Origin of the sequence: Lacticaseibacillus zeae subsp. silagei (genome assembly GCF_030770335.1) — a bacterium.
Lineage (GTDB): Bacteria > Bacillota > Bacilli > Lactobacillales > Lactobacillaceae > Lacticaseibacillus > Lacticaseibacillus zeae.
In genome coordinates, this window is the sequence record NZ_CP132484.1 from 1 (window position 1) to 23,292 (window position 23,292).

General features: G+C 49.8%; 20 protein-coding genes. 18 read left to right on the forward strand and 2 right to left on the reverse strand.

Annotation, left to right across the window (positions count from 1 at the left end; genetic code table 11):
* The 11 genes from dnaA to rpsR all read left to right on the forward strand — a co-directional run bounded on the left by dnaA (position 1) and on the right by rpsR (position 12,826).
* Positions 1 to 1,350, forward strand: coding sequence for a chromosomal replication initiator protein DnaA (gene dnaA / locus LACZS1_RS00005; RefSeq protein ID WP_047106740.1), 1,350 nt, complete (start codon positions 1 to 3; stop codon positions 1,348 to 1,350).
* A 173-nt stretch (positions 1,351 to 1,523) separates the two neighbouring features.
* The gene (gene dnaN / locus LACZS1_RS00010) at positions 1,524 to 2,663 is read left to right on the forward strand and encodes a DNA polymerase III subunit beta (RefSeq protein ID WP_070651047.1); all 1,140 of its coding nucleotides are present in this window, start codon (positions 1,524 to 1,526) and stop codon (positions 2,661 to 2,663) included.
* Positions 2,664 to 3,387: 724 nt separating this feature from the next.
* The gene (yaaA, locus tag LACZS1_RS00015) at positions 3,388 to 3,600 is read left to right on the forward strand and encodes a S4 domain-containing protein YaaA (RefSeq protein WP_070651044.1); all 213 of its coding nucleotides are present in this window, start codon (positions 3,388 to 3,390) and stop codon (positions 3,598 to 3,600) included.
* Positions 3,597 to 4,715, forward strand: coding sequence for a DNA replication/repair protein RecF (gene recF / locus LACZS1_RS00020; protein ID WP_070651043.1), 1,119 nt, complete (start codon positions 3,597 to 3,599; stop codon positions 4,713 to 4,715). The genes yaaA and recF overlap by 4 nt, the downstream gene beginning before the upstream one ends.
* A gap of 41 nt (positions 4,716 to 4,756) precedes the next feature.
* Positions 4,757 to 6,718, forward strand: a complete 1,962-nt coding sequence (gyrB, locus tag LACZS1_RS00025; protein ID WP_070651041.1) for a DNA topoisomerase (ATP-hydrolyzing) subunit B — start codon at positions 4,757 to 4,759, stop codon at positions 6,716 to 6,718.
* Between the two features lie 65 nt (positions 6,719 to 6,783).
* Positions 6,784 to 9,402 (forward strand): DNA gyrase subunit A, encoded by a 2,619-nt coding sequence (gene gyrA / locus LACZS1_RS00030; protein ID WP_070651039.1) that lies wholly within the window; start codon positions 6,784 to 6,786, stop codon positions 9,400 to 9,402.
* Positions 9,403 to 9,510: 108 nt separating this feature from the next.
* A complete protein-coding gene (locus tag LACZS1_RS00035) occupies positions 9,511 to 10,881 on the forward strand; it encodes an MFS transporter (protein ID WP_231956475.1) in 1,371 nt (456 codons plus the stop codon).
* A 141-nt stretch (positions 10,882 to 11,022) separates the two neighbouring features.
* On the forward strand, positions 11,023 to 11,454 hold the full coding sequence (gene ssb / locus LACZS1_RS00040) for a single-stranded DNA-binding protein (RefSeq protein ID WP_010490299.1): 432 nt from the start codon (positions 11,023 to 11,025) through the stop codon (positions 11,452 to 11,454).
* Positions 11,455 to 11,580: 126 nt separating this feature from the next.
* The gene (gene rpsF / locus LACZS1_RS00045) at positions 11,581 to 11,877 is read left to right on the forward strand and encodes a 30S ribosomal protein S6 (protein ID WP_010490297.1); all 297 of its coding nucleotides are present in this window, start codon (positions 11,581 to 11,583) and stop codon (positions 11,875 to 11,877) included.
* Between the two features lie 29 nt (positions 11,878 to 11,906).
* Complete coding sequence (gene ssb, locus LACZS1_RS00050; RefSeq protein WP_010490295.1) at positions 11,907 to 12,500, forward strand: single-stranded DNA-binding protein; 594 nt, start codon at positions 11,907 to 11,909, stop codon at positions 12,498 to 12,500.
* Positions 12,501 to 12,589: 89 nt separating this feature from the next.
* A complete protein-coding gene (gene rpsR / locus LACZS1_RS00055; RefSeq protein ID WP_003568467.1) occupies positions 12,590 to 12,826 on the forward strand; it encodes a 30S ribosomal protein S18 in 237 nt (78 codons plus the stop codon).
* 82 nt (positions 12,827 to 12,908) lie between these two features.
* Here the strand turns inward: rpsR and LACZS1_RS00060 are convergent, their stop codons facing one another.
* Entirely contained in the window at positions 12,909 to 13,415 is a 507-nt protein-coding gene (locus LACZS1_RS00060) for a type 1 glutamine amidotransferase domain-containing protein (protein WP_010490256.1), read from the reverse strand.
* Positions 13,416 to 13,772: 357 nt separating this feature from the next.
* Here LACZS1_RS00060 and LACZS1_RS00065 point away from each other — a divergent pair, with 357 nt between their 5' ends.
* The 5 genes from LACZS1_RS00065 to LACZS1_RS00085 all read left to right on the forward strand — a co-directional run bounded on the left by LACZS1_RS00065 (position 13,773) and on the right by LACZS1_RS00085 (position 17,675).
* Positions 13,773 to 15,251 carry a cytochrome ubiquinol oxidase subunit I gene (locus LACZS1_RS00065; RefSeq protein WP_070651037.1) on the forward strand — a complete coding sequence of 493 codons (1,479 nt, stop codon included), beginning with the start codon at positions 13,773 to 13,775 and terminating at the stop codon, positions 15,249 to 15,251.
* Positions 15,244 to 16,263, forward strand: a complete 1,020-nt coding sequence (cydB, locus tag LACZS1_RS00070) for a cytochrome d ubiquinol oxidase subunit II (protein ID WP_070651035.1) — start codon at positions 15,244 to 15,246, stop codon at positions 16,261 to 16,263. Before LACZS1_RS00065 ends, cydB begins: the two co-directional genes overlap by 8 nt.
* A gap of 240 nt (positions 16,264 to 16,503) precedes the next feature.
* Entirely contained in the window at positions 16,504 to 16,698 is a 195-nt protein-coding gene (locus LACZS1_RS00075) for a hypothetical protein (protein WP_010490250.1), read from the forward strand.
* A gap of 360 nt (positions 16,699 to 17,058) precedes the next feature.
* Entirely contained in the window at positions 17,059 to 17,277 is a 219-nt protein-coding gene (locus LACZS1_RS00080; RefSeq protein ID WP_070651034.1) for a Blp family class II bacteriocin, read from the forward strand.
* 182 nt (positions 17,278 to 17,459) lie between these two features.
* On the forward strand, positions 17,460 to 17,675 hold the full coding sequence (locus LACZS1_RS00085) for a Blp family class II bacteriocin (protein ID WP_070651032.1): 216 nt from the start codon (positions 17,460 to 17,462) through the stop codon (positions 17,673 to 17,675).
* Between the two features lie 963 nt (positions 17,676 to 18,638).
* Here LACZS1_RS00085 and LACZS1_RS00090 read toward each other — a convergent pair.
* A protein-coding gene (locus tag LACZS1_RS00090) for an IS5 family transposase (protein ID WP_172493494.1) occupies positions 18,639 to 19,426 on the reverse strand; the annotation gives its coding sequence in 2 pieces (ribosomal slippage) (positions 18,639 to 19,159 and positions 19,159 to 19,426; 789 coding nt in all).
* A 367-nt stretch (positions 19,427 to 19,793) separates the two neighbouring features.
* Here LACZS1_RS00090 and LACZS1_RS00095 point away from each other — a divergent pair.
* Positions 19,794 to 21,461 (forward strand): alpha-glucosidase, encoded by a 1,668-nt coding sequence (locus LACZS1_RS00095; RefSeq protein WP_306402888.1) that lies wholly within the window; start codon positions 19,794 to 19,796, stop codon positions 21,459 to 21,461.
* A gap of 2 nt (positions 21,462 to 21,463) precedes the next feature.
* Positions 21,464 to 23,203: a glycoside hydrolase family 13 protein gene (locus LACZS1_RS00100; protein ID WP_070651027.1), complete on the forward strand. Its 1,740-nt coding sequence runs from the start codon at positions 21,464 to 21,466 to the stop codon at positions 23,201 to 23,203.
* Positions 23,204 to 23,292: the final 89 nt, after the last annotated feature.

Here is a 23,292-nt window from a genome sequence, read left to right on the forward strand (position 1 = left end):
ATGCCCAATTTAGAGGAGCTTTGGGCTTACCTGAATGATAAATTCCGTGAAGAGTTGACCCCAGTCGGCTACAGCACATGGATTCAAACAGCCAAACCCGTTAAGTTAACCAAAGATAAACTCGAAATCGAAGTTCCGGCATCGTTGCATAAGGCTTACTGGGAGAAGAATCTGGTTACCAAAGTCGTGGAAGGAGTTTACGAGTTTGCCCAGCTAGAAGTCGATCCGGTGATCATGACTAAAGACGAGTTACAGCCGGTCACGACGCATCAGCAACAACCAACTACCGATGACGATGATCAACAACTGACTTTTAAGGCGAAGACGCATCTCAATCCGAAATACACGTTTGACCGGTTCGTGATCGGCAAAGGCAACCAAATGGCGCATGCCGCGGCGCTAGCGGTCGCCGAAGCTCCCGGCACGACCTACAATCCGCTGTTTATTTATGGTGGCGTCGGTTTGGGCAAGACGCACTTAATGCAGGCTATCGGTAACCTGGTTTTGGAAAATAATCCGGCGGCTAACATTAAATATGTTACCAGTGAGAATTTTGCCAACGACTTCATTAACTCGATTCAAACCAAACAGCAGGAACAATTTCGCCAGGAGTATCGCAATGTTGATCTGTTGTTGGTTGATGATATTCAGTTTTTTGGCGACAAAGAAGCTACGCAGGAAGAGTTCTTCCATACTTTCAATACGCTGTACGAAAATATGAAGCAGATCGTGCTCACCAGCGATCGCCTGCCAAACGAAATTCCTAAGTTGCAGGAACGGCTGGTGTCGCGGTTTAACAAGGGCTTATCTGTCGACGTGACACCACCTGATCTCGAAACCCGCATTGCCATCTTGCGTAACAAAGCCGATGCCGAAGATCTCAGCATTCCCGATGACACACTTTCCTATATTGCTGGCCAAATCGAAAGTAACGTCCGTGATTTGGAAGGGGCTTTGGTGCGTGTCCAGGCTTTTTCTACTATGAAAAATGAAGATATCACGACCAGCCTGGCCGCCGATGCCTTAAAGGCGCTTAAACTCGATGATCGCAGCGGCCAACTGACCATTGCACAGATACTGGACGCCGTTGCCAAATATTTTCAGGTCACCGTGCAGGATCTAAAAGGTAAGAAACGGGTCAAACAAATCGTTATTCCGCGCCAGATCGCGATGTACTTGGCGCGGGAAATGACTGACAATAGTCTGCCGAAAATCGGTCAGGAAATTGGCGGTAAAGATCACACCACAGTCATCCACGCGCATGAAAAAATTATGTCAGCGATGACGACGAATGAAGATCTTAAAGCCCAAGTCGTCGAACTGCGAAATATTCTTAAAAATCGTGGATAATCCACTTGTGGACAACTGCGAAAACCCACCAACTTTGTCCCTTGCACTTATCCACAGGTGCATAACTTTTCTGGCTGTTGTTTCTCAAAGTTTTCCACAGTTTGAACACGGCCTATTACTATTACTTAAAAAGCTTTATATTATATATATAAATAAACGTACGGGAGGCTCTTATGAAATTTACGATTACCCGATCCACATTCTTGAAAACCTTGAATGACGTTGCCCGGGCTATTTCAACCAAAACCACGATTCCGATCCTGACTGGTTTAAAAATCGTCCTCACTGATACGGGGCTGGTACTCACCGGTAGTGATGCCGATATTTCGATCGAATCACGTATCAATATTGCTGATGAGAACAACGATCTTCAAATCGCCAGCACCGGAGAAATCGTGTTGCCTGCACGTTTCTTTAGTGAAATCGTCAAGCGGCTACCGGAAGACAAAATGACCTTGGAAGTCAAAGATAATTTTCAAACCGTCATTACCTCTGGTGCTTCCGAATTTACGATTAACGGCCTAGACGCTAATAACTATCCGCGGTTACCGGAAATTACCGCTGATGAAGCGTTGACCGTCCCGGCTGAAGTACTACGGCAGTTGATCAATCAAACGGTTATCGCCGTTTCCAATCAAGAAAGTCGCCCGATTTTGACGGGTGTGCATTTCACAATTATGGGCGATCAATTGGTGGCCGTTGCGACTGATTCGCATCGACTAGCGCAACGAACCCTGACATTGCCGAGTGCAAGTACCACCAATTACGACATCATTATTCCCGGTAAGAGCCTCACCGAATTGAGTCGGATGCTGAGCGAGGATGTCGAAAAAATCGAAATTCGAATTGCCGAAAATCAGGTTTTGTTCGTTTTCGGTCAGACCGCCTTTTATTCCCGACTGCTTGAAGGTAATTACCCGGATACCAGTCGACTGATTCCAACGTCGAGCAATACGCAAGTCGAATTCGATGCGCCGGTCTTATTGGCGTCTATTCAGCGTGCGAGCTTGCTGAGTCACGCAAGCAGCAATAACGTGGTTCGGTTGGTGCTCAACATTGCGGATCAAAAAGCCACGATTTACGGCAATTCGCCTGATGTCGGGAATGTCGAAGAAGTCCTCACCTTTAACAAGTTGACCGGCGAAGATCTCGAGATTTCCTTCAACCCTGACTACATGAAGGACGCGCTCCAAGGCTTTGGCCAAACCGCTATCGAAGTTGACTTCACCGCCCCGTTGCGCCCATTCACCTTGGTGCCGACGGAAGACAAGGAAAAGTTCATCCAACTCATTACGCCGGTGCGGACGTTCTAAAGCGTGAAGCAACAGCCATAAGTGTTAAGTATAAAAAGAGAAGCTGGGTCATAATTCATAATCACAGCAAAAAGGCAAACATACTCTGCGATAAGGAGAGCGCATGTTTGCCTTTTTGTTTTTCCGAGGTGATTTGGTGGGATTATTTAAGATATGAGTGCCAAGGCGGAGCAATCGTAGGCCAGAGGGGGCTCAGCTGTGAAATTGTACTAGCCGGGCGATCTTCCCGGCGTAGTACAAGGCCGAGCTTTGAGACTCAGCGGGCTTTGCTGAGGCTCAAAGTCGTGCCCACAGCGTTCCAGTCCCCTCTGGCCGGAGATTGCGGAGTTTGGCACGGCAAGAAACTTATTGCCTAAAACTTTTTAATCGTTCGGAATTTATTAATATGTGAACGTTCGTACAAAATTATGGTTCATCCTCCTTTTTTCAGCAAAGTTCATTGCCATTACATCATTTATAAACAAACCACTCGTAACTAAGCATCCTTAAAAACCGCTTTAGGCTAGGCTAAAAACAGTAGAATTGAAAATTTGGCTGTTTTTGGGCTTTTTAAGGGTTTTTAGTCTAGGGGGCGTCTTGGTGTCAAATTGGCTCAGAACCGCTTAAATGCCCGTTTAGAATTGTTTTTTAATGTACAAAAGGGTATAATTGTTATGTGTTCATCTGCGACAAATCGCGATTTCATGCGATTTGCCGGTACTTTTCGGATTGGAGGGCGACGACGATGACAACCATCAAAATCACGACCGCATTTTTGACATTGGGTCAGTTTCTGAAAGAAGCCGGTCTTATTGATAGCGGTGGTGCAGCTAAGTGGTATCTCGGCGAGAATCCGGTAACCGTTAACGGTGAAGCCGAAGATCGTCGTGGCCGGAAATTATATCCGGATGATCAGATTGAAGTTGTCGGTCAGACTTATGTGATCGTGAGCGCATGAAGCTGGATCATTTGACGTTAAAGAATTATCGCAATTATGCCACTGTCGATACGGCTTTTTCTCCGGAAATCAATGTCCTGATAGGCGAGAATGCGCAAGGCAAGACCAACTTGCTTGAAGCGATTTACGTCTTGGCATTGGCTCGCAGCCACCGAACCAACAGTGACAAAGATTTAATTCGGTTCGGCAGTGATTTTGCGCGGGTTTCCGGACGGATTTCCCGGCAGAGCGGCACCCATCAGTTGGAGCTTGTCATCAGTCACCAAGGCAAACGGGCCCGAATTGATCGGATCGAACAATCGAAATTGTCGCAATACTTAGGACATTTCAATGTCATTTTGTTTGCCCCTGAGGACTTGGCGATCGTTAAGGGAAGCCCGGCTGGCCGACGTCGGTTTATCGACATGGAATTTGGCCAGATGAGTTCGAAATATCTCTATAACCTGAGTCAATACAAAACGTTCCTCAAGCAGCGCAATGCTTACTTAAAGCAGCTAAAGTACCATCAGGCCAAAGATCTTGTGTATCTGGACGTTTTGACCGATTCGCTAGCTGCCTTTGGGGCGGAGTTGATTACCGCGCGTGCCAAGTTGTTGCAAACCATGTCGGAGTACGCTGCGGCGATTCAACAGGATATTACCAAGGGACGCGAAAATTTGCGCTTTTCGTACCAGACCCAGGTCAATGCGGAGGCGCAACAAAATAGTGAAGCGGCTTATGCGGCGTTGGGCGCGTTGTTTGCGAAGCAGCAGGCACGTGAAATCGAGCAAGGCACTAGCCTAGTCGGGCCGCACCGCGATGATGTTGCCTTCATTGTGAATGATAAGGATGTTGCCGATTTTGGCAGTCAGGGACAGCAACGTACTACGGCTTTGGCAGTCAAGCTGGCAGAAATTGATTTAATGAAAGATCAGACTGGCGAGTATCCGGTTTTGTTGCTGGATGACGTTTTGTCTGAACTTGATGCGATGCGCCAGACCCACTTGCTCAAGGCCATTCAGAGCAAAGTCCAGACGTTTCTGACGACTACCAGTCTGGATGGCATTCAAAAAGAAATCATCACGGCACCAGCTATTTTCCGGGTGCAGGATGGGGTTTTGTCTAAACAAGCGTAGGTTTGCTGTATCGGGAAACGTGTTTTTAAGGAGGATAACCAGTGACGGACAAGAAAGAATCGGCCGAAGAGAAGAAAGAAGAGCTGGCAGCAGAATATGATGCCAGCCAAATTCAAGTGCTTTCAGGTCTGGAAGCGGTTCGGAAGCGGCCAGGGATGTATATTGGCTCCACAAGCAGCCAAGGCCTGCATCATTTGGTTTGGGAAATTATCGATAACGGGATTGATGAAGCGTTGGCTGGGTTTGCGACTCAAATCGAAGTCGAAGTCAATCCGGACAATAGTGTCACCGTGACGGATAATGGTCGCGGGATTCCGGTCGATATCCAGGCCAAAACCGGTCGGCCGGCACTGGAGACCGTTTATACGGTTTTGCATGCCGGTGGTAAATTCGGCGGTGGCGGGTATAAGGTATCCGGCGGGTTGCACGGTGTCGGCGCTTCCGTTGTCAACGCCTTGTCGACAAATCTGGACGTGACGGTTAGCCGCGGCGGCAAGCGGTATTACATTGATTTTGTTCGCGGTAAGGTCAATACCCCGATGAAGGTGATCGGCACTGCGCCGGAACATGAACACGGGACCAAAGTTCATTTTCAGCCCGATCCGGATATTTTCACCGAGACAACCACGTTTGATGATAAAGTGCTGACCACCCGGATTCGCGAGTTGGCGTTCCTGAACAAGGGCCTCAAGTTGACGTTTACCGATAAGCGCGCAGCCACCCATGAGAAGCTGGTCTTTCACTATGAAGGCGGGCTGAAATCCTACGTCGACTTTTTGACGGAGAAAAAGGAAAACCTGCTGCAAGAACCGATTTATGTGGAAGGTCAGGATAAAGGTATCACGGTAGAAGTGGCGTTGCAGTACACCAACGACTATCACAGCACCTTGCTGACGTTTGCCAATAATATCCACACCTATGAAGGCGGGACGCATGAAACCGGATTCAAAACAGCGCTGACCCGCGTCATCAACGATTATGCCCGGCGTTCCGGGGCACTGAAGGACAGCGATGATCCACTTAGCGGTGACGATGTTCGCGAGGGGTTAACGGCAGTTGTCTCGGTCAAGCATCCTGATCCGCAGTTTGAAGGCCAGACCAAGACCAAGCTGGGCAACTCGGATGCGCGGACGGTTGTGGACCGGACATTTTCCGATCATTTTAACAAATTTCTGATGGAACATCCGGCTGATGGCAAGTTGATCATTGATAAAGCCATGCTTGCCAGCAAAGCCCGTCTCGCTGCCAAACGCGCCCGTGAAGTCACCCGCAAGAAGAGTGGCTTGGAAATCTCTAACTTGCCTGGCAAACTGGCGGACAATACCAGTAAGGATCCGGAAATCTCGGAATTGTTCATTGTCGAAGGGGATTCTGCCGGTGGTTCGGCTAAATCCGGTCGTAGCCGTTTGACACAGGCAATCTTGCCGATTCGCGGGAAGATCCTGAATGTTGAAAAGGCGTCGATGGAACGGATTTTGGCCAATGAAGAAATCCGCACGTTGTTTACCGCGATGGGCACCGGATTCGGTCAGGATTTTGACATCAGCAAAGCGCGGTATCACAAGCTGATTATCATGACCGATGCTGATGTCGATGGGGCGCATATCCGGACCTTGTTGCTGACGCTGATTTATCGCTACATGCGGCCAGTGCTTGATGCCGGCTACGTTTATATCGCGCAGCCGCCGTTGTATCGCTTGCGGCAGGGCAAGATGATGCGCTATATCGATTCCGATGAAGAGCTGCAAGACATTCTTGGGCAACTGCCGCCAAGTCCGAAGCCGGATATTCAACGGTACAAAGGCCTGGGTGAAATGGATGCCAGTCAGCTCTGGGAGACAACGATGGATCCGGATACGCGGCGCCTGTTACGGGTATCGCCAAAAGACGCGGAAGAAGCCGATGGCATTTTTGAAATGCTGATGGGCGACCATGTTGAACCGCGGCGGAAATTCATTGAAGAAAACGCGGTCTTCGTTGACCCGAATAATATTGATGTGTAATTGACCGATTGACGGATAGCAAACCGGTCGGATATGAGAACTTTTGAGAGGAGACTTTTCGCTTAATGGATGATCGCCAAGAAAGCCGGATTACGAATGTGAATCTCGGCGAAACAATGCGTAAATCATTCCTTGAATACGCGATGAGTGTCATTGTGGCGCGGGCCCTGCCTGACGTCCGTGATGGCCTCAAGCCGGTTCAACGACGGATTCTGTATGGCATGAATGAACTCGGAGTGACGCCGGATAAGCCGTATAAGAAGAGTGCGCGGATTGTCGGGGATGTCATGGGGAAATACCATCCGCATGGTGACAGCTCGATTTATGAAGGACTCGTGCGGATGGCGCAGGATTTCAGCTACCGATATATGCTGGTTGATGGCCACGGGAATTTTGGGTCGGTCGACGGTGACGGTGCCGCTGCGATGCGGTATACCGAAGCCCGAATGAGTAAAATCGCCGTTGAAATGTTGCGCGATATTAATAAAGACACGATTGATTTTCAGGACAACTATGATGGTACCGAAAAAGAGCCGGTTGTTTTGCCGGCACGGTTCCCGAACTTACTGGTGAACGGTGCTACCGGGATTGCGGTGGGGATGACCACCAACATTCCCCCGCATAATCTGTCTGAGACCATTTCCGCTTTGCATGTGCTGATGGACAATCCGGATGCGACCACCGCGGATTTGATGCAGGCGCTGCCGGGACCTGATTTTCCGACAGGCGGCGTGGTCATGGGCAAGTCGGGCATTCGCCATGCGTATGAAACCGGCCGTGGAACCATTGTGCTGCGCGGGAAAGTCGATGTTCAGACCGAAAAATCCGGCCGTGAACGAATCGTCATTACGGAAATTCCGTATATGGTCAATAAGGCCAAAATGGTGGAAAGGATTGCGGATCTGGTTCACGAAAAGAAAATCGATGGCATTGTCACGTTGCGGGATGAATCTGACCGTGACGGGATGCGGATCGTCATTGATGTGCGGCGGGATGCCAGTGCTTCAGTGATCCTGAACAATCTGTACAAGCTAACACCGCTGCAGACCGGTTTTTCCTTTAACATGGTCGCGATTGTCAACGGTGCGCCGAAGCTGTTGAGTTTAAAACAGATCCTGCAATATTACCTGGATCATCAGGAAAATGTTATTCGGCGGCGGACACAATATGAACTGAAGAAAGCCAAGGCGCGCGAGCACATTCTCGAAGGCTTGCGGATTGCGCTTGATCATATTGATGAAATCATTACGATTATCCGCAGTTCCGAAACCGGGGACAAGGCAAAAGTTATCTTGATGGACAAGTTCAAGTTATCCGACAAACAAAGCCAAGCCATTTTGGACATGCGGCTGGTTCGCCTGACCGGTCTGGAACGCGACAAGGTTGAAAACGAATATAAAGATGTTGAAGCAGCGATTGCGGACTACACCGATATTCTTGCCAAACCTGAACGGGTTCACCAGATCATTTACGACGAATTACTGGATATTCAAAAGAAATTTGGCGACAAGCGGCGGACAGAGCTGTTGGTCGGCGAAGTATTGAGCCTTGAAGACGAAGATCTGATTGAACAGGAAGATGTCGTGATCACGTTGAGCCATAACGGGTACGTCAAACGCCTGGCAACCAGCGAATTTAAGGCGCAAAATCGTGGCGGCCGCGGGATTCAAGGTATGAACGTTCATGATGACGACTTTGTTGAACGGCTGATTTCAACCTCGACCCATGACGTGCTGTTATTCTTCACCAACAAAGGGAAGGTCTATCGTAGTAAAGGCTACGAAATTCCGGAATACAGCCGCACGGCAAAAGGCATTCCGATTATCAACTTGCTTGGTGTCGGCGCTGGCGAAAAGATTCAAACCGTCATCAACGTCCACGAAGGACAAAAAGATGACCGGTACCTATTCTTCGTCACGCAAAATGGTGTCGTTAAACGCACGCCGGTCAAAGAATTTGCCAACATTCGCAGCAATGGCCTGATCGCGTTGAATCTGAAAGATCATGACGAGCTCAATAATGTCATTTTGACATCAGGTCAGGATAATATCCTGATCGGCACGCATCTGGGTTACAGTGTGGCCTTCAAAGAACAAGATGTGCGCTCGATGGGTCGATCAGCGACAGGGGTCCGCGGCATTCGCCTGCGTGACCATGATTACGTTGTCGGCTCCGACATTCTCAAACCGGATTCCGAAGTCTTTGTGATTTCCGAAAAGGGTTACGGGAAGCGCACTGCTGCGAAGGAATACCCGATCAAAGGTCGCGGCGGTAAAGGTATCAAGACCGCCAACATTACTGAAAAGAACGGCCCACTTGCCGGTGTGACAACGGTTAACGGGACTGAGGATATTCTGGTCATGACCGATTCCGGTGTCATGATTCGCTTCAATATCCAAAGCGTCTCGCAGACAGGCCGCGCAACCCTGGGTGTCCGGTTAATTCGGGTGGACGATGATGCCAAGGTCGCAACGATGGCCAAGGTTGAACCGGAAACCGATGATCCGGAAGATGGCAATAAGCCAGACCAGCCAACCGATCCGCAAGCCGGACCGACTGACCCCAATCAGCAACCAGCTGACGGGCAATACGCAGGCAATGCCGATGAGCAGGTCAACAAACTGCTGGATCGCGCTGAGACTGATCAGCCTGCATCTGATGCTAATAGCGATGACGAGGACTAAACACGCCTGAGTCATTATGAAGAATACCGTTCAATCCTGCCCAGATGATGGGTGGATTGAGCGGTATTTTTTTGCGTGAGATAGATTTCTAAACGTGCTGGAGATTGAATGTTAGGAGGAAAAGCAAAAGACCAGAGAGAAAATCACAAGACCGAAATGTTTGACATCTATGCACATAATCTTAAAATTCAAGTAACTTTAAACGCGAATATAACAGTCGGAAATGGTCACCGATTATTTGAGGAGAACGATATGGCACGAATCAAACAAATTATTTTCAGCGATTTCTTTGATACACTGACTAATGGTGCACTAGTGCTCTTTGCATATTGGTACATTTATAAAGTTACACGTGACCAAAGTTACATTTCGCTGTTAGGCCTTATTTCAATGATAGCCACATTATTCACCTTTGTAGGGGGATACTTATCAGATAAGGTAAACAAAATTTATTTGTTGAAGACAGTAGTTGGGATTAGAGTTTTAAACACTATCTTAGGCTTAGCCATTTACCACCTGTTTGATTATCCAATCCTCAGTGTGATGGTGACCGTTGTGATTAACTCAATCCTAAACATAGTCTACAGTCCGTTAACAGAATCAATCGTTCCTTCGATAGTACATGGGAAAGAGGATCTTATTACAGCAAATTCCTGGGTATCAATTGCAAATCAACTATCTTCGGTGTTATCAGCTGGTCTTTCTGCAATTTTTATTTTTTTCGGAAATGTAAGTATTGGCTTAGTTTTGTCGCTTGTACTTTATGTTCTTTCCTACCTTCTTATTACTCGATTGAGCATCGAAGCGAAAGCAGGGAAAAAAGTAGATGTTACATCACTGGTTGCAAAGGATACCAACAAGTTTTTGATTGGCATGAAAATTATTCGGAAAAATTTTTTGATTTCGGTTATTGTTCCAGTAGCACTGGTAACCAATTTTTGCTTTTGGACGGTATGGTTGTTGATGCCAAAACTGTCAATAGATGTTTTTTCTGGTTTCACGTATATGTACAACTCAATTGATTTATCTTTTACAGTAGGCTCAATTCTAGGCGCATTTGCGGTTAATGTTAAACATAAAGGCAAAAAAATATTTACAGCTAGAAACTTCCCATATTTTCTTCTACTACAAGGCGTGATGATTTTGTTGATTGGCTTATTTAGTCTCCAACATAGAGAAGTATTTGGAATTGTAGGTGTTGTCATCTCATGGTTGGGATATGGCATATGCAATTCGATCGGTTCAATTTTGTATTTCTCTACAGTTCAACTCTCGGTTCCTAGCAATCATATAGGCATGGTCATAGGAGCAATTTTAACTATCTTCTCACTAGCAAATCCCATTGCAGCAATTACTAGTGCGCCATTATCACACATCACAACAACGCCGATTATAATATTCCTCTTAGGCACTGTTATGATGCTCGCATCTGTTCCCGTTTTTTTTAAAAAAATCAGGATACAATTAAGTCAAGAATAGTCGTCATTCTCTTAAAAAAAAGCAGCCCCGTCAGTGCGAAATTTTCCAAAAGACAAACGCGTACTATCTGGTCAAGCGCGAAACTTTTTGCGTAATGTATAGCCGACAGCGAAAATAGCGCGATGAGATGGAGGATGGCATATGCTAAATTGTGTGAGTTTGACGGGTCGGCTGACGAAAGAACCAGAGGTGTTTAAAACAGCAGCTGATTTGGAGCTGGTTCGCTTTACGCTGGCTGTGGATCGGGTTTTTAAGAACAAAACCGGACAACGCGAAACGGATTTTATCGAGTGCGTGATTTTTGGCAAACGGGCGTTGACCTTTGCCAGCTCAACAACGAAGGGTTCGCTCATCGGCGTTGCCGGGCGCATTAGTAACAATCATTTTGAAAATAAACAAGGTGAACAGCGGTGGCGGACGTCGGTGGTGGTTGATAATTTTGCATGGTTGGAATCACGGGCGGTGACCGAAAGTCGGCGGACCGGCACCTTGCAGGCAACCGGCACTGATGGCATGCCAGCGGGTGATCCGTCCGCCTCACAGGAGCTAGCCACGGATGATTTACCATTTTAGCAGTAGTATTCGGTGCGAATCTATGCTACAATTTTAGCTTGTGAGTATCCGGCTATTTTTGTAGCCTTATTACTCCTTGCTCCGGCAAACGACCGGGGCCTAAAGTCCATAAGGAGGTGAATCGTCATGGCTGAAACCAAGTATGAAGTAACTTACATCATTCGTCCTGATTTAGACGATGCTGCAAAGACTGATTTGGTTGAACGTTTTGACAATATTTTGAAGGAAAATGGTGCCAGCATCATTGATTCCAAGGATTGGCAAAAGCGTAAGCTCGCATATGAGATCAACAAGTATAACGAAGGTCTCTATCATATCGTGAACTTGTCCGCAGAAGATGACAAAGCGATCAATGAATTTGACCGTCTTGCCAAGATCAATAATGATATTCTGCGTCACATGATCGTGAAGCGAGAAGACTAATTGTAACTTTTTGAAAGGGGCGCTACGGCATGCTTAACAGTGTTGCATTGACAGGTCGTTTAACCAGAGATGTTGACTTACGCTATACGCAAAGCGGTACAGCTGTCGGTTCATTCACTTTGGCCGTTGATCGCCAGTTCCGCAGTGCAAACGGTGAACGGGAAACCGACTTTATCAATTGTGTGATCTGGCGTAAGTCAGCGGAGAATTTCGCAAACTTCACCAAGAAAGGCTCACTGGTCGGGATTGAAGGACACATTCAGACGCGTTCTTACGATAATGCGCAAGGGCAGAAAGTCTATGTGACCGAAGTCGTCGTTGAGAACTTTGCATTGCTGGAATCACGGGCAACGACACAACAACGACCGTCTGAACCTGCGAATCCCGCTGGCCAAGGCAACCAGAATTACGGCGGTGGGCAGCAGTTTGGTAATAACCAGCAGCCGCAAAACCCACCTAGCTTTGGTTCCCAAAGCGCCCCGAACAATGCACCATCATCGAATCCGGGTCAAAACCCGGCAGCAGGTCAAAGCCAAGGCAACAACGGCAATGCTGCTAATCCCGATCCCTTTGCCAATAATGGTAAACCGATCGATATTTCCGATGATGATCTGCCATTCTAATGTGTGACTAAGGTCATGCTTAGCGAAGACATTGGTTCGCAAGGAAGCAATGTCAACTTGGAATCTTTGATAGAGAAGGAGGAATTCTCATGGCACAACAACGCCGTGGTGGCCGTCGTCGTCGTAAAGTCGACTTCATCGCCGCTAACCACATCGAATACATCGATTATAAAGACACGAACTTGTTGGATCGGTTTATCTCAGAACGAGGCAAGATTTTGCCACGTCGGGTAACCGGCACCAGCGCTAAGAACCAACGTAAGCTGACGATCGCAATCAAGCGAGCGCGGATTATGGGTCTTCTGCCATTTGTTTCAGAAGACTAATATCGGTATTAAAAAAGGATGTTTCTGCCAATCGCGGCGGAAGCATCCTTTTTGTTTGTGCTCGTCAGTCAGTACCGTTAATTTACTTTAATTGTGCCAACATCGCTTTATTGAATTCTGGCAAGTCATCAGGTGTCCGGCTTGTCACTAAGTTATGATCAACGACAACCGGTTCATTTTTAACGATGGCCCCTGCGTAGTAAAGATCTGGGCGAACTGTCGTATAGGCGGTCATGGTGCGGCCCTTGGTCAAGCCTGTCTGGATGAAGAATTGCGGTCCGTGGCAGATCGCAAAGACTGGCTTGTCGGCCAACAGGAAGGCTTTGACGAAATTAACAAAGCGATCGTCAGCTCGAAGTTCATCTGGCGAAAAACCGCCTGGAAGCAGTAAGCCGTCAAAATCATCCGGTTTGACATCGGTAATCGTGGTGTCGATGGTTGCCTTTGCGCCATGTTTACCGGTAATTTGCTTCCCAGCTTGTGTTTCAATCAAAGTGACGTCATGGCCCTGATCCTTTAACGCTTTGACAGGTGAGGTTAATTCCGCATCCTCGAAGTTATCGGTAACCAGAACAGCAATTTTTGCCATTATAAAAGCCCCTTTCAGCATGTATTACTATTCTAGTTTAAAGGTTTAAAAGTATTGATGCAAAGGATTAAAATACTAATTTTTTGTGAACTATCCAGGATTATGGATGAACAACTCCCTAAGCTCCAAGAAAATGAGCGGCCGTATCAGAGTCATATTAACAGCAGTCCCTCGTTATTTTGGCAAACAAACGGAAGCGTGCTAACCCGCTAATTAGTAGCTTATGTTAACGTTAGCTAATGCGAACAAAATCACAAGCTTATCGTTATATCAAATTTTGATTTTGTTTTACAATGACGATGATCAGAAGAGCAAAATGAACTTATATCAGGGGTTTGATTATCAGAGGTGATCAAAATGGGGCTCACATTAGCCGCGATCCCGTTGGCTGTCACGAACTTATCGCGAATGCAGTTTGCGGTGACCGCCATCACGCACTTTCTATTTGTGACAACCACCATCGGGATGTTGCTGACGACCATGATTTTTGAATTTTTATATGCCTATGGTCGTGGCGACACTGAAAAGTACGGCCGTTTAACGCTATTCTTTAGCCGCATCTTTTTCTTCAGTTTTGGGACCGGCGTTGTCACCGGGTTGATCATGGAATTTCAATTCGGCATGAATTGGTCGGCCTTTACCCGCTTGATGGGCGATGTTTCTGGTGTACCGTTAGCCATTGAAAGTATGATTTCGTTCTTCATTGAATCGACTATCATCGGTTTGTGGCGGTTTACTTGGGGTAAATTGCCAAAACGCGCCCATGCTTGGCTAGGCGTTGGAATGCTGGGGGCATCACTGTTTTCCGTCGTTTGGATTATTGCGATTAATGCCTTTATGCAAAATCCTTATGGCTTCCACTTGGAAAACGGCCGTGCCCGCTTGGACAGTTTGATTACGTTGTTACAGAATCCACAGTACCGGCCGGAATTTTTACACGTTTTATTTGCAATTCTGATCACCGGCGGGTTTGTGACAGCCGGCATCTCGGCCTGGCAGATTCTGCATAAGCGCGATACGGCAGCATTTAAAATTGCCGTTCAAATCGGCTTGCTGATCGCGTTGCCAGCGGCCTTCCTCCAGCCTGCACAAGGTGACGATCAGGGTGCCGCAACTGCCGCACTGCAGCCGATGAAGTTCACGGCAATTGAAGGACGCTATGATTTGGAAGGGAGTGCCACAACCGGTGCGCCTTGGGCAATGGCTGCGTTGATCAATGAAAAGGATCACACGACCAAAGCCATTTCGATTCCGAACATGGGCACGTATTTTGGTAAAAACACGTTTACCGGTGCGATGCCTGGCATGAATCAAGTGGCCAAAATGTATCATGCAAAGTTTGATAAGACCGTTGCCAAATCCTATGACGGTCAGATGAATTACTATCCGCCAGTAACGCTGCTGTTCTGGACCATGCATCTGATGGTTTATGCAGGCTACTTCTTCACCATGTTCGCGCTGTTTGCAACAATTATGCTGCATCGGCGTGAGTCGACGATTGAGGAGCATCCAAAGACGCTGCGGACGTTGGGCTGGACGTTATGGCTTCCGTACTTGACGTTTACTTCAGGCTGGATTGTTGCTGAAGTCGGGCGCTATCCATTTGTTGTCTACGGCTTGCTGACACAGTATGATGCGGTTTCGCCAAGTTTGACGGCGACGGAGGCGGGAACGAGTCTCGCATTGTTCTTCATTGCCGACGTCTTCTTGGTAAGTACCATGATTTATATCTCGCATCGTACTGTCACCCGTGGTCTGCCACAGATTACTGGCGATTATCCGGAAGACCGGACCATTCCAGATCCGTTTGCAAAGGAGGCGTTCAGTCATGCCTAGTCTTTCCAATTTGCAAGTCATTTTCCTCGGCATCATTTCTACCGAGCTGATGTTGTTCTTCGTCCTTGATGGCGCCGATTTTGGTGCTGGAATGGCAACGTTCTTTGTGGGCGATGATTTGTCACGGCGGCAACAGATTATGAAAGTCACCGGACCGGTGTGGGGCGGCAATGAAACATGGGCCGTTACCGCATTCGCTGTCATGTTTGCTGCTTATCCTGGCTGGTATTCGGCGTTGACCTCCGGCTATTATCCATTGATTTTCCTGATGCTGTTCTTCTTGATTTTCCGCGGCGTCGCGTTTGATTATCGCAATCAATGGCATAGCCGGCACTATAATCAATTCTGGGACTGGGCGTTGTTTATTGGCAGTCTGATGCCACCGTTCCTGCTTGGCATTGTCTTTAGCTCAACGGTCAGCGGCGTGCCGATTCGTAATGGGTTTGTCTATGCCAGCATGGGTGACATTCTGACACCATTCAGCATCTTAGGCGGTATTTTAGCGGTCTTGCTCAGTCTGAATGTCGGTTTGGCCCGAGTGATCAAAAAAGTCAGTGCGAATGTCGCTGAACAATTAACCGTGGCACTGAAACGCACAACCTGGGCACTTTATGCGGCAGTTGTCCTGTTTGCCGTCCTGTTGCCGTTCTATACCCGGTTCTTCACCAATCGGCCAGTCATCGTCTCGTTACTGCTGATCTTGTTGGTCGCGTTCCTTGGAGTTGAGACTTGGTCCATTGCCAACCACCATCCGCGTGTGACGTTCTGGCTCAGTGTCGGCACGATGGCCAGCTTCATTTACACCATTTTCCTCGGTGTCTTTCCAACGCTGATTGTCGGCCGGGCGCGAGGCACCTCAGTCACCGCCTTAACCGCCACCAGCGGCCCGGTTTCACTACTTTGGACCGCATGGCTGTTTGGCTTCACGATCATCTTGATGGTCGGCTTACAGGCAACCGCCTATCACCTGATTAATAAGTATTACAACGCACCGGCATCGCCAATGATTTAGGCTAGCTATAACGCGTTCACCGGTGCAGGAGCCTGGTGGCATATAAGGACGCCCAAGGCCACTTATTCTTCGGCTCCTAAACGCGCCGGTTCACGCTCGGCATAACGCGTTCGCTGGCGCAGGAGCCTGTGTATAAGAATCTTGGTCGCAATGGTCAAAGCCCGACCATCCCGCCCAAGGCCACTTATACTCCGGCTCCTGAACGCGCCAGCTCACGCTCAGCAAAAGGGAGTGTGTACCATGAAAAAAATCTGGATCAATATTTTCTGGGGCCTGCTAGTCGTTGGCTTCTGGCTCTATCAAGTCTTCTGGCCGGTATTCTGGAACCCGATCAGTAAGTTTTACGGCAATGTCGCTTTGTACACCATTGCGCTCATCGCTTTGGGCTTCGCAATTCGGGCAACCTTAAAGGGATATGGCCGGCAGAAGGCTTGAGAAAAGATTCGCACGGCATAAGGACACTTGAAACTTCCACAGTGATTGTGTGGGGCTTCGGGTGTCTTTTTTTACGTATAAGTTGCGCGACGCATAGTGAGTTATCATCAGTCGACGTGAGCTGCTTGTTCATATGTACTAGTGAGTCAAAAATATTGAGTAAAACGACGTTAATTGGCCAAAAGTCGACGTTTATTTTTTTTATGACAAAAAATTTGAATCTGTAGTTATACTAAAAAAGTAAAGTCGACTTTGCAAAAACAAGTACAGTTTTTCCATGAAAGTTTTTGATGATCTTTATAGCATTGTCAATTATTTTCGTGATAGCCACATGTCATTCAGTTAAAAAGGAGAATATACATGAATAACTTAGATATTTTGAGCACAAATGAGTTGCAGGCAATTGTTGGTGGGGATGCAGGGAAATGCCTTGCCGGAACCGTTGGCGGCGGTGTTGGGGGTATCCTAACAGGAGCAGGGTTAGGTGCAAAAACTAAAAATGTGTATGTTATTGGAGGATTAGGCATTTTAGGGGGTATTGGGGGCGCTATCGCCGGTGCTTCGCAAACTTGTTTTTAAGCTTCTTTTTTGGATCTGTACCGGATTAGCCAATGTCCTTGTTAGATTGTTGGTCGGTGATACATTCGGGCGGGCCATGTTGAATGTGTTAACAATAATTCCGCTTTTTTGGATAATTGTTACGCTCGCAGAAATGATGGTGAAGTATTTTTCTGTGAAGAGTTTTGCAACGGAGGATGAACATGAACGAAATAAGAAAGTTAAGTGAACTTGAAATGCAAAAAATTGTTGGAGGTCGTGATGTCGGTAAGTGCTTTTGGGGGCTTGTTGGCGGTGGAACTATTGGTGGTTTGAACGGAGCATCGGCTTTAAGTGGATTTGGTCCAGCAGGCATCACTCTCGGTGGTCTTTACGGGACACTCGGTGGTATTCTAAGTGGATATTCCGTAGGCTGCTAATTCCCAATGGCTAATACGTATCCTGTTTTGATAAGCTTCAATTGTCTTAGACGTTAAAATAAATTGATGTTTAAAACTGGTCAAAAGATACTCTAGTATTCTTGCAAAAGCAGCCTTCTCATGTACCGAACTGAGGAGACTGTTTTTTGACGTATAAGGAATTATAAATTTTTGCCGGATTTTAAATCGAAGTGCAACATCGGCTGAAGTAGACCAATCCACTGGGAATGGTTTAACAAAACAGGCCATAAAGACCTATCCTTGAAGCGTCAAAACAACAAGAAATGTGATATCTTCATGACTCAATACAAGTTTAACAGCACTCGACATTACACTCAATTCACCGCTGAAGATCGTCGGCGTCATTGAGGGGCTTTATCGTACGAAAGCCTTTTCTACTAGAAGGATTGTCGATCGTCATCACCGATCGCCGAGTACCATCAGTCGGGAACTTGATCGTGGTAAGATCCGTCAACTAAGGTTGAACTACCTGTCTTACGAGGTATACTTCGCTGATACTTCGCAGATTCTACATAAGCAGCGTTGCTAACACGACTACTAGAAGGGGCGCTGGCACTTCTTCGTCACTGGCTCACGGCCAAAGTCAAAAAGACCAAGATTCGCCTGAAAAAAATCGATGGTTACTGTCATCTAATTAAGCGTCTCTACCTCTCCCGTGCCTGTCCTTCAACGCCGACCGTTTATCGTTACCTCGACCGTGGGCTCTTGCTCTTGGACAAGACGGCTAACCCGAGAAGCTCCACCGCCATATCAAACACATAAGCCGTCACCATGACCGCGGGAACAAACGCCTTGCAGGAACTTCCATCGAACAGCGGCCGCAAGCGGTGAATGAACGTAAAACCTTTGGGATTGGGAAGGCGATCTGATGAAAGGCAAACGGCGTCCTCAACGAACCGGCGCTACTCACCCTAGCAGAGCGTAAGAATGTGTTTTAAATCTTCAGTGGCGCCGTAATAAGATGGTTACAAAAGCTAACGTAACCATCATTTGACTCGTGTGTAGCTGTCGTTCGCAATTGAACCAAAGCCGTCGCCACTTTTCAAGCCAACTAAATGTTCGCTCAACAATCCAGCGCTGCGGTGTCACATAGCCATTTTTAAGATCGCTTTGTTTGGCGATGATGACGTCTGCGCCAATCACACTACGCACAGATTGCGCAAAATCGTCACCGGTATAGCCACCGTCTGCCATGATGCGCTTAACAAGCTCAAATTGACCATCGTTTAGCGACAATAGCGCAACACCGCCGTCACGTTCAGATACGTTGGCGGTCGTAATGTGAATGGCGATCGGTAAGCCGTTGATATCAACGGCCAGATGACGCTTAATGCCAGCTATTTTCTTTCCGCCATCGTAGCCTTTGTGTTCTGCTGGCTCAGTGTTTTTAACGCTTTGCGCGTCGAGGATGACGAACGAAGTTCGTACTGATCGCCCCAGTTGTAAGCGATCTCGTGCGACAGTTTTTTTAAAAGCAAATCCAATAATGAGTCTTCAGAATGTGGTAAAGGCCGTGACCACATTCTGAAGTAATCATAAACCGTTTGCCACTTTGGAAAGTCGTTTGGAAGTTGACGCCATTGCGATCCAGTTCGCAGGACATAGATAACAGCATTAAAAACATCGTATAGCGCCACCGTTCTAGGGTGTGTCCGCTTACGAAAGCTTTCAAGATCTGGTCGAATAAATTCAAACTGTTCTTTGGTTAAGTTGCTTGGGTAATCAGGCATCAGAGAGACTCCTTTTTGTATAGAGGATACTCATACCATTGACTGCTTGTCAAAGATTTAAAACACGTTCTTAAATTCGGGGGTGTAGCGAATAGCTGTATTGGTCATAAAATATTCCTCATCTGTCAATTATCGCACAAACTATTTTTGTCCGTAATTACAGCATAAGGGCCTCTACGTCGGAGCCCAGGAGGCGGAGACCGGCCGCACAGCCCAACCCCACGCCGAACCGGAGGCCAGCCCGCCCGCACCGCGGCCGCAATCATCCACCCAACGCCCCCCAAGTTTTTGATAGCGGTAACAACGCCTGTGCGCTTGTCGTGGCCGGCTTTTTTTCATAAGGTTGGAGGAGAAAGGAAGGGTGGTTATGGGCGCTTGGTATGAACACGCAATTATTTACCAAATCTATCCAAAATCGTTTCAAGACAGCAACGGCGACGGCATCGGGGACCTGAACGGGATCCGGCAACGGATCCCGTACCTCCAAGCCCTCGGCATCAACACGGTGTGGCTGAACCCGATCTTCGTCTCCCCACAGGTGGATAACGGCTACGATGTTGCCAATTACTTCGCCGTGGACGAAACCATGGGTACGATGGCCGACCTGGAGGCGCTGATCGCGGCGCTCCACGCGGCCGGCATCCGTCTGATCATGGACTTTGTGCTAAACCACACCTCGGATCAGCACCCGTGGTTCCAGGACGCCATTCACGCCAAAAATAGTCTGTACCGCGACTACTACATTTTCTCTGGCCACGACGGACAGCTGCCAAACAACTGGGGCAGCTTCTTCGGCGGATCGGTTTGGGCGCCGGATCCGGCGGGAACCGGGCAGTCGTATTTTCATCTATTCGACCGGCGGATGCCGGATCTGAACTGGGCCAATCCCGAGGTGCGGCGGGCGATGGGAGACGTCGCCACGTTCTGGCTCGGCAAGGGCATCGACGGACTGCGGCTGGATGCCTTCATCCACATTGCCAAGGCCGAGCTGGGGCAGGATTACCCCCTGGCTCCGGGGCAGCAGACGCCGGTGGTGGCGGAGCCGTTTTTCTCCAACCTCCCGAAGGTGCAGGAATGGCTGCGGCCGTTCTGCGACCGGATCAAAACCGACTACCCCGACGCGTTTCTGCTCGGCGAGGCGGCATCGGCCAACGTTAACCTGGCGGCGGATTACACCGCGCCTAGCCAGCACCTGATGGACAGCGTGATCACGTTCCGCTACTTCACCGAGGACGAAAGCGGCCTGGATCCGCGGCTGCCGGCGCAGTACCAGCCGCGGACGCTGGATTTCCCGGCGTTCAAGCAAACCCAGGCGGTGTGGCAGCAGACCCTCGCCGGGGTGTCGATGCCGACGCTGTACTGGGGCAACCACGACATGGCCCGGCTGGCGACGCGGGTGGCCAAAACCACCACCCAGGCGCGCAGTCTGGCCATGCTGATGTACCTGCAGCGCGGCCTGCCGGTGATCTACTACGGCGAGGAGCTCGGGCTACACAACCTGCAGTTCGATCACGTTGATCAGTTCGCGGACGTTTCGGTGGCGCCGTTCGTGGCCGCGGTCGAGGCCACCGGGCAGTCGCGGAGCGCGGCGCTGGCCATGGTGTCGGCGACGCACAAACTGCCGGCACGGGGGCCGATGCCTTGGACGACCGGGTTGCACCAGGGCTTTTCCAATCACCTGCCGTGGCTGGTTGGGCGCAGCGAGGACGCGACCAGCGTGGCCGCGCAGCAGGCCGATGAGGCCAGCATGCTGCACTTCTACCAAGCGCTGATTGCCCTGAAGAAGCAGCCGCTGTTTCAGGCCGGGCATTACCGGCTGCTGACGACGGCGCCGAACCTGTACGTCTACGAACGCACGCTGGCCGGCCGGCGGGCCCTGGTGGCGGTGGCCTTGGATGAGCAAGGCTCCACCTTCACCGTGCCTGAAGGCCTGACGACCGTGGCGCTGGCCGCCGGCGATTACCAACTCGAAGGTCAAACGCTCACGCTTGGCGCGAACGCCGGCGTGGTGTTAAACGAAAGGGGAACTCGATAACCATGCAACTTGCAGCATTACGGCACCGCCCAGAAAGCGAAGATTGTTTTTTGTACACTCCAGATGAGCTGCGGCTGCGGCTCCACACAGCCAAGGCCGACGTGCAGGCGGTCACCGTGCTGTACGGGGATCCGTATGTCACCGCGCCGAACCCGACCACCGGAGAACCGGAATTCGCCTACCAAGAGGCGGCGATGATCAAAACCGGCACCGGCCAAACCAGCGACTACTGGACCATCAGCCTGACCGCGCCGTATCACCGCCTGCAGTACCAGTTCCTGGTGACCGGTCAGGACGGCAACACCGTCCTGCTCGGCGACCGCGGCTTGCGGGCCGACAGCGCCGCCAACCGCCGGGCCGATCTGTTCCGGGTGCCGTACTTCCACGCCATCGACACGGTACAGACGCCGGCCTGGGTCAAGGAAACCGTGTGGTACCAGATATTCCCGGAACGCTTCGCCAACGGGGACAAGACGAACGACCCCAAGGGCACCAAGCCTTGGCGTCCGGCGGATCACCCGGGCCGTGAGGATTACTACGGTGGCGACTTGCAAGGGGTGCTGGACCACTTGGCTGACCTGCAGGCGCTCGGCGTGAACGGGCTGTACTTCTGCCCGGTGTTCACGGCGATGTCGAATCACAAGTACGACACCATCGACTACTTCAACATCGACCCTGCGTTTGGCGACAAGGCCTTGTTCGCCGATCTGGTCAACCAGGCGCACCGCCGCGGCATGCGGGTGATGCTGGACGCTGTGTTCAACCACATGGGCAGCCGCAGCATGCAGTGGCAAGACGTGCTGAAGTTCGGTCCGCAGTCGCGCTTCGCCTCCTGGTTCCACATCAACCGCTTTCCGGCGGCGCCCTTCGCCGCGCCGGAACAGGGCGGCGTGCCGCAGTACGACACCTTCGCCTTCGAACCGCACATGCCGAAGCTCGACACCAGCAACCCGGCGGTGCAGGACTACCTGCTTGAGGTGGCGACGTACTGGATCAAACAGTTCGACATCGACGCCTGGCGGCTGGATGTGGCCAACGAGGTGGACCATCACTTCTGGAAACGGTTCAATCAGGCAACCAAAGCGCTCAAGCCCGATTTCTTCGTGCTGGGCGAGGTCTGGCACTCCAGCCAGCCGTGGCTTAATGGGGATGAGTTCGATGGGGTCATGAACTACGCGTTCACCGAGCAGATCGAGGCCCACTTCCTGACCGGCAAGCTGAGCGCTCCTGAGCTGACGGCGGCGCTGACGGATCAGCTGATGCTGTACCGCGACCAAACCGACCAGGCGATGCTGAACATGCTGGACTCGCACGACACCGCGCGGCTGCTGACGGTGGCCGGCGGCGATGAGAACCTGGCCCTGCAGGCCCTGGCCTTCACCTTCCTGCAAACCGGCATGCCGTGCCTGTACTACGGCACGGAAATGGGTATGGCCGGCGAAAACGATCCCGACTGCCGGCGGCCAATGGACTGGGCCCAGCTGAAGGGCCCGATTTGGCAGCGTGTGCAGGCCCTGGTGACCTTCCGCCGCGCCCAGGCGGCAACGCTTGGCACCGGCACCACGGTGTTGAGCGTGACTGCGGCCGGGCTGCTTAAGGTGACCCGCATCGGTGCGCACACCGTGACGGCGTATTTTAACACCACCAAGCAGCCGGTAGCACTGACCGCCAGCCCAGTACTGGCGCAGGGTTACGCCGACCAGCAGCTGGCGCCAACCGGATTCGCTGTTATGGTTCAGTAAGATTCTGATAGCGGTAACAGGCAATTTGACCTTTTAAAAGCGCTTTCAGCCTATCATAATCAAAAGTGTAGAAAAGTTCAGGTGGCGCA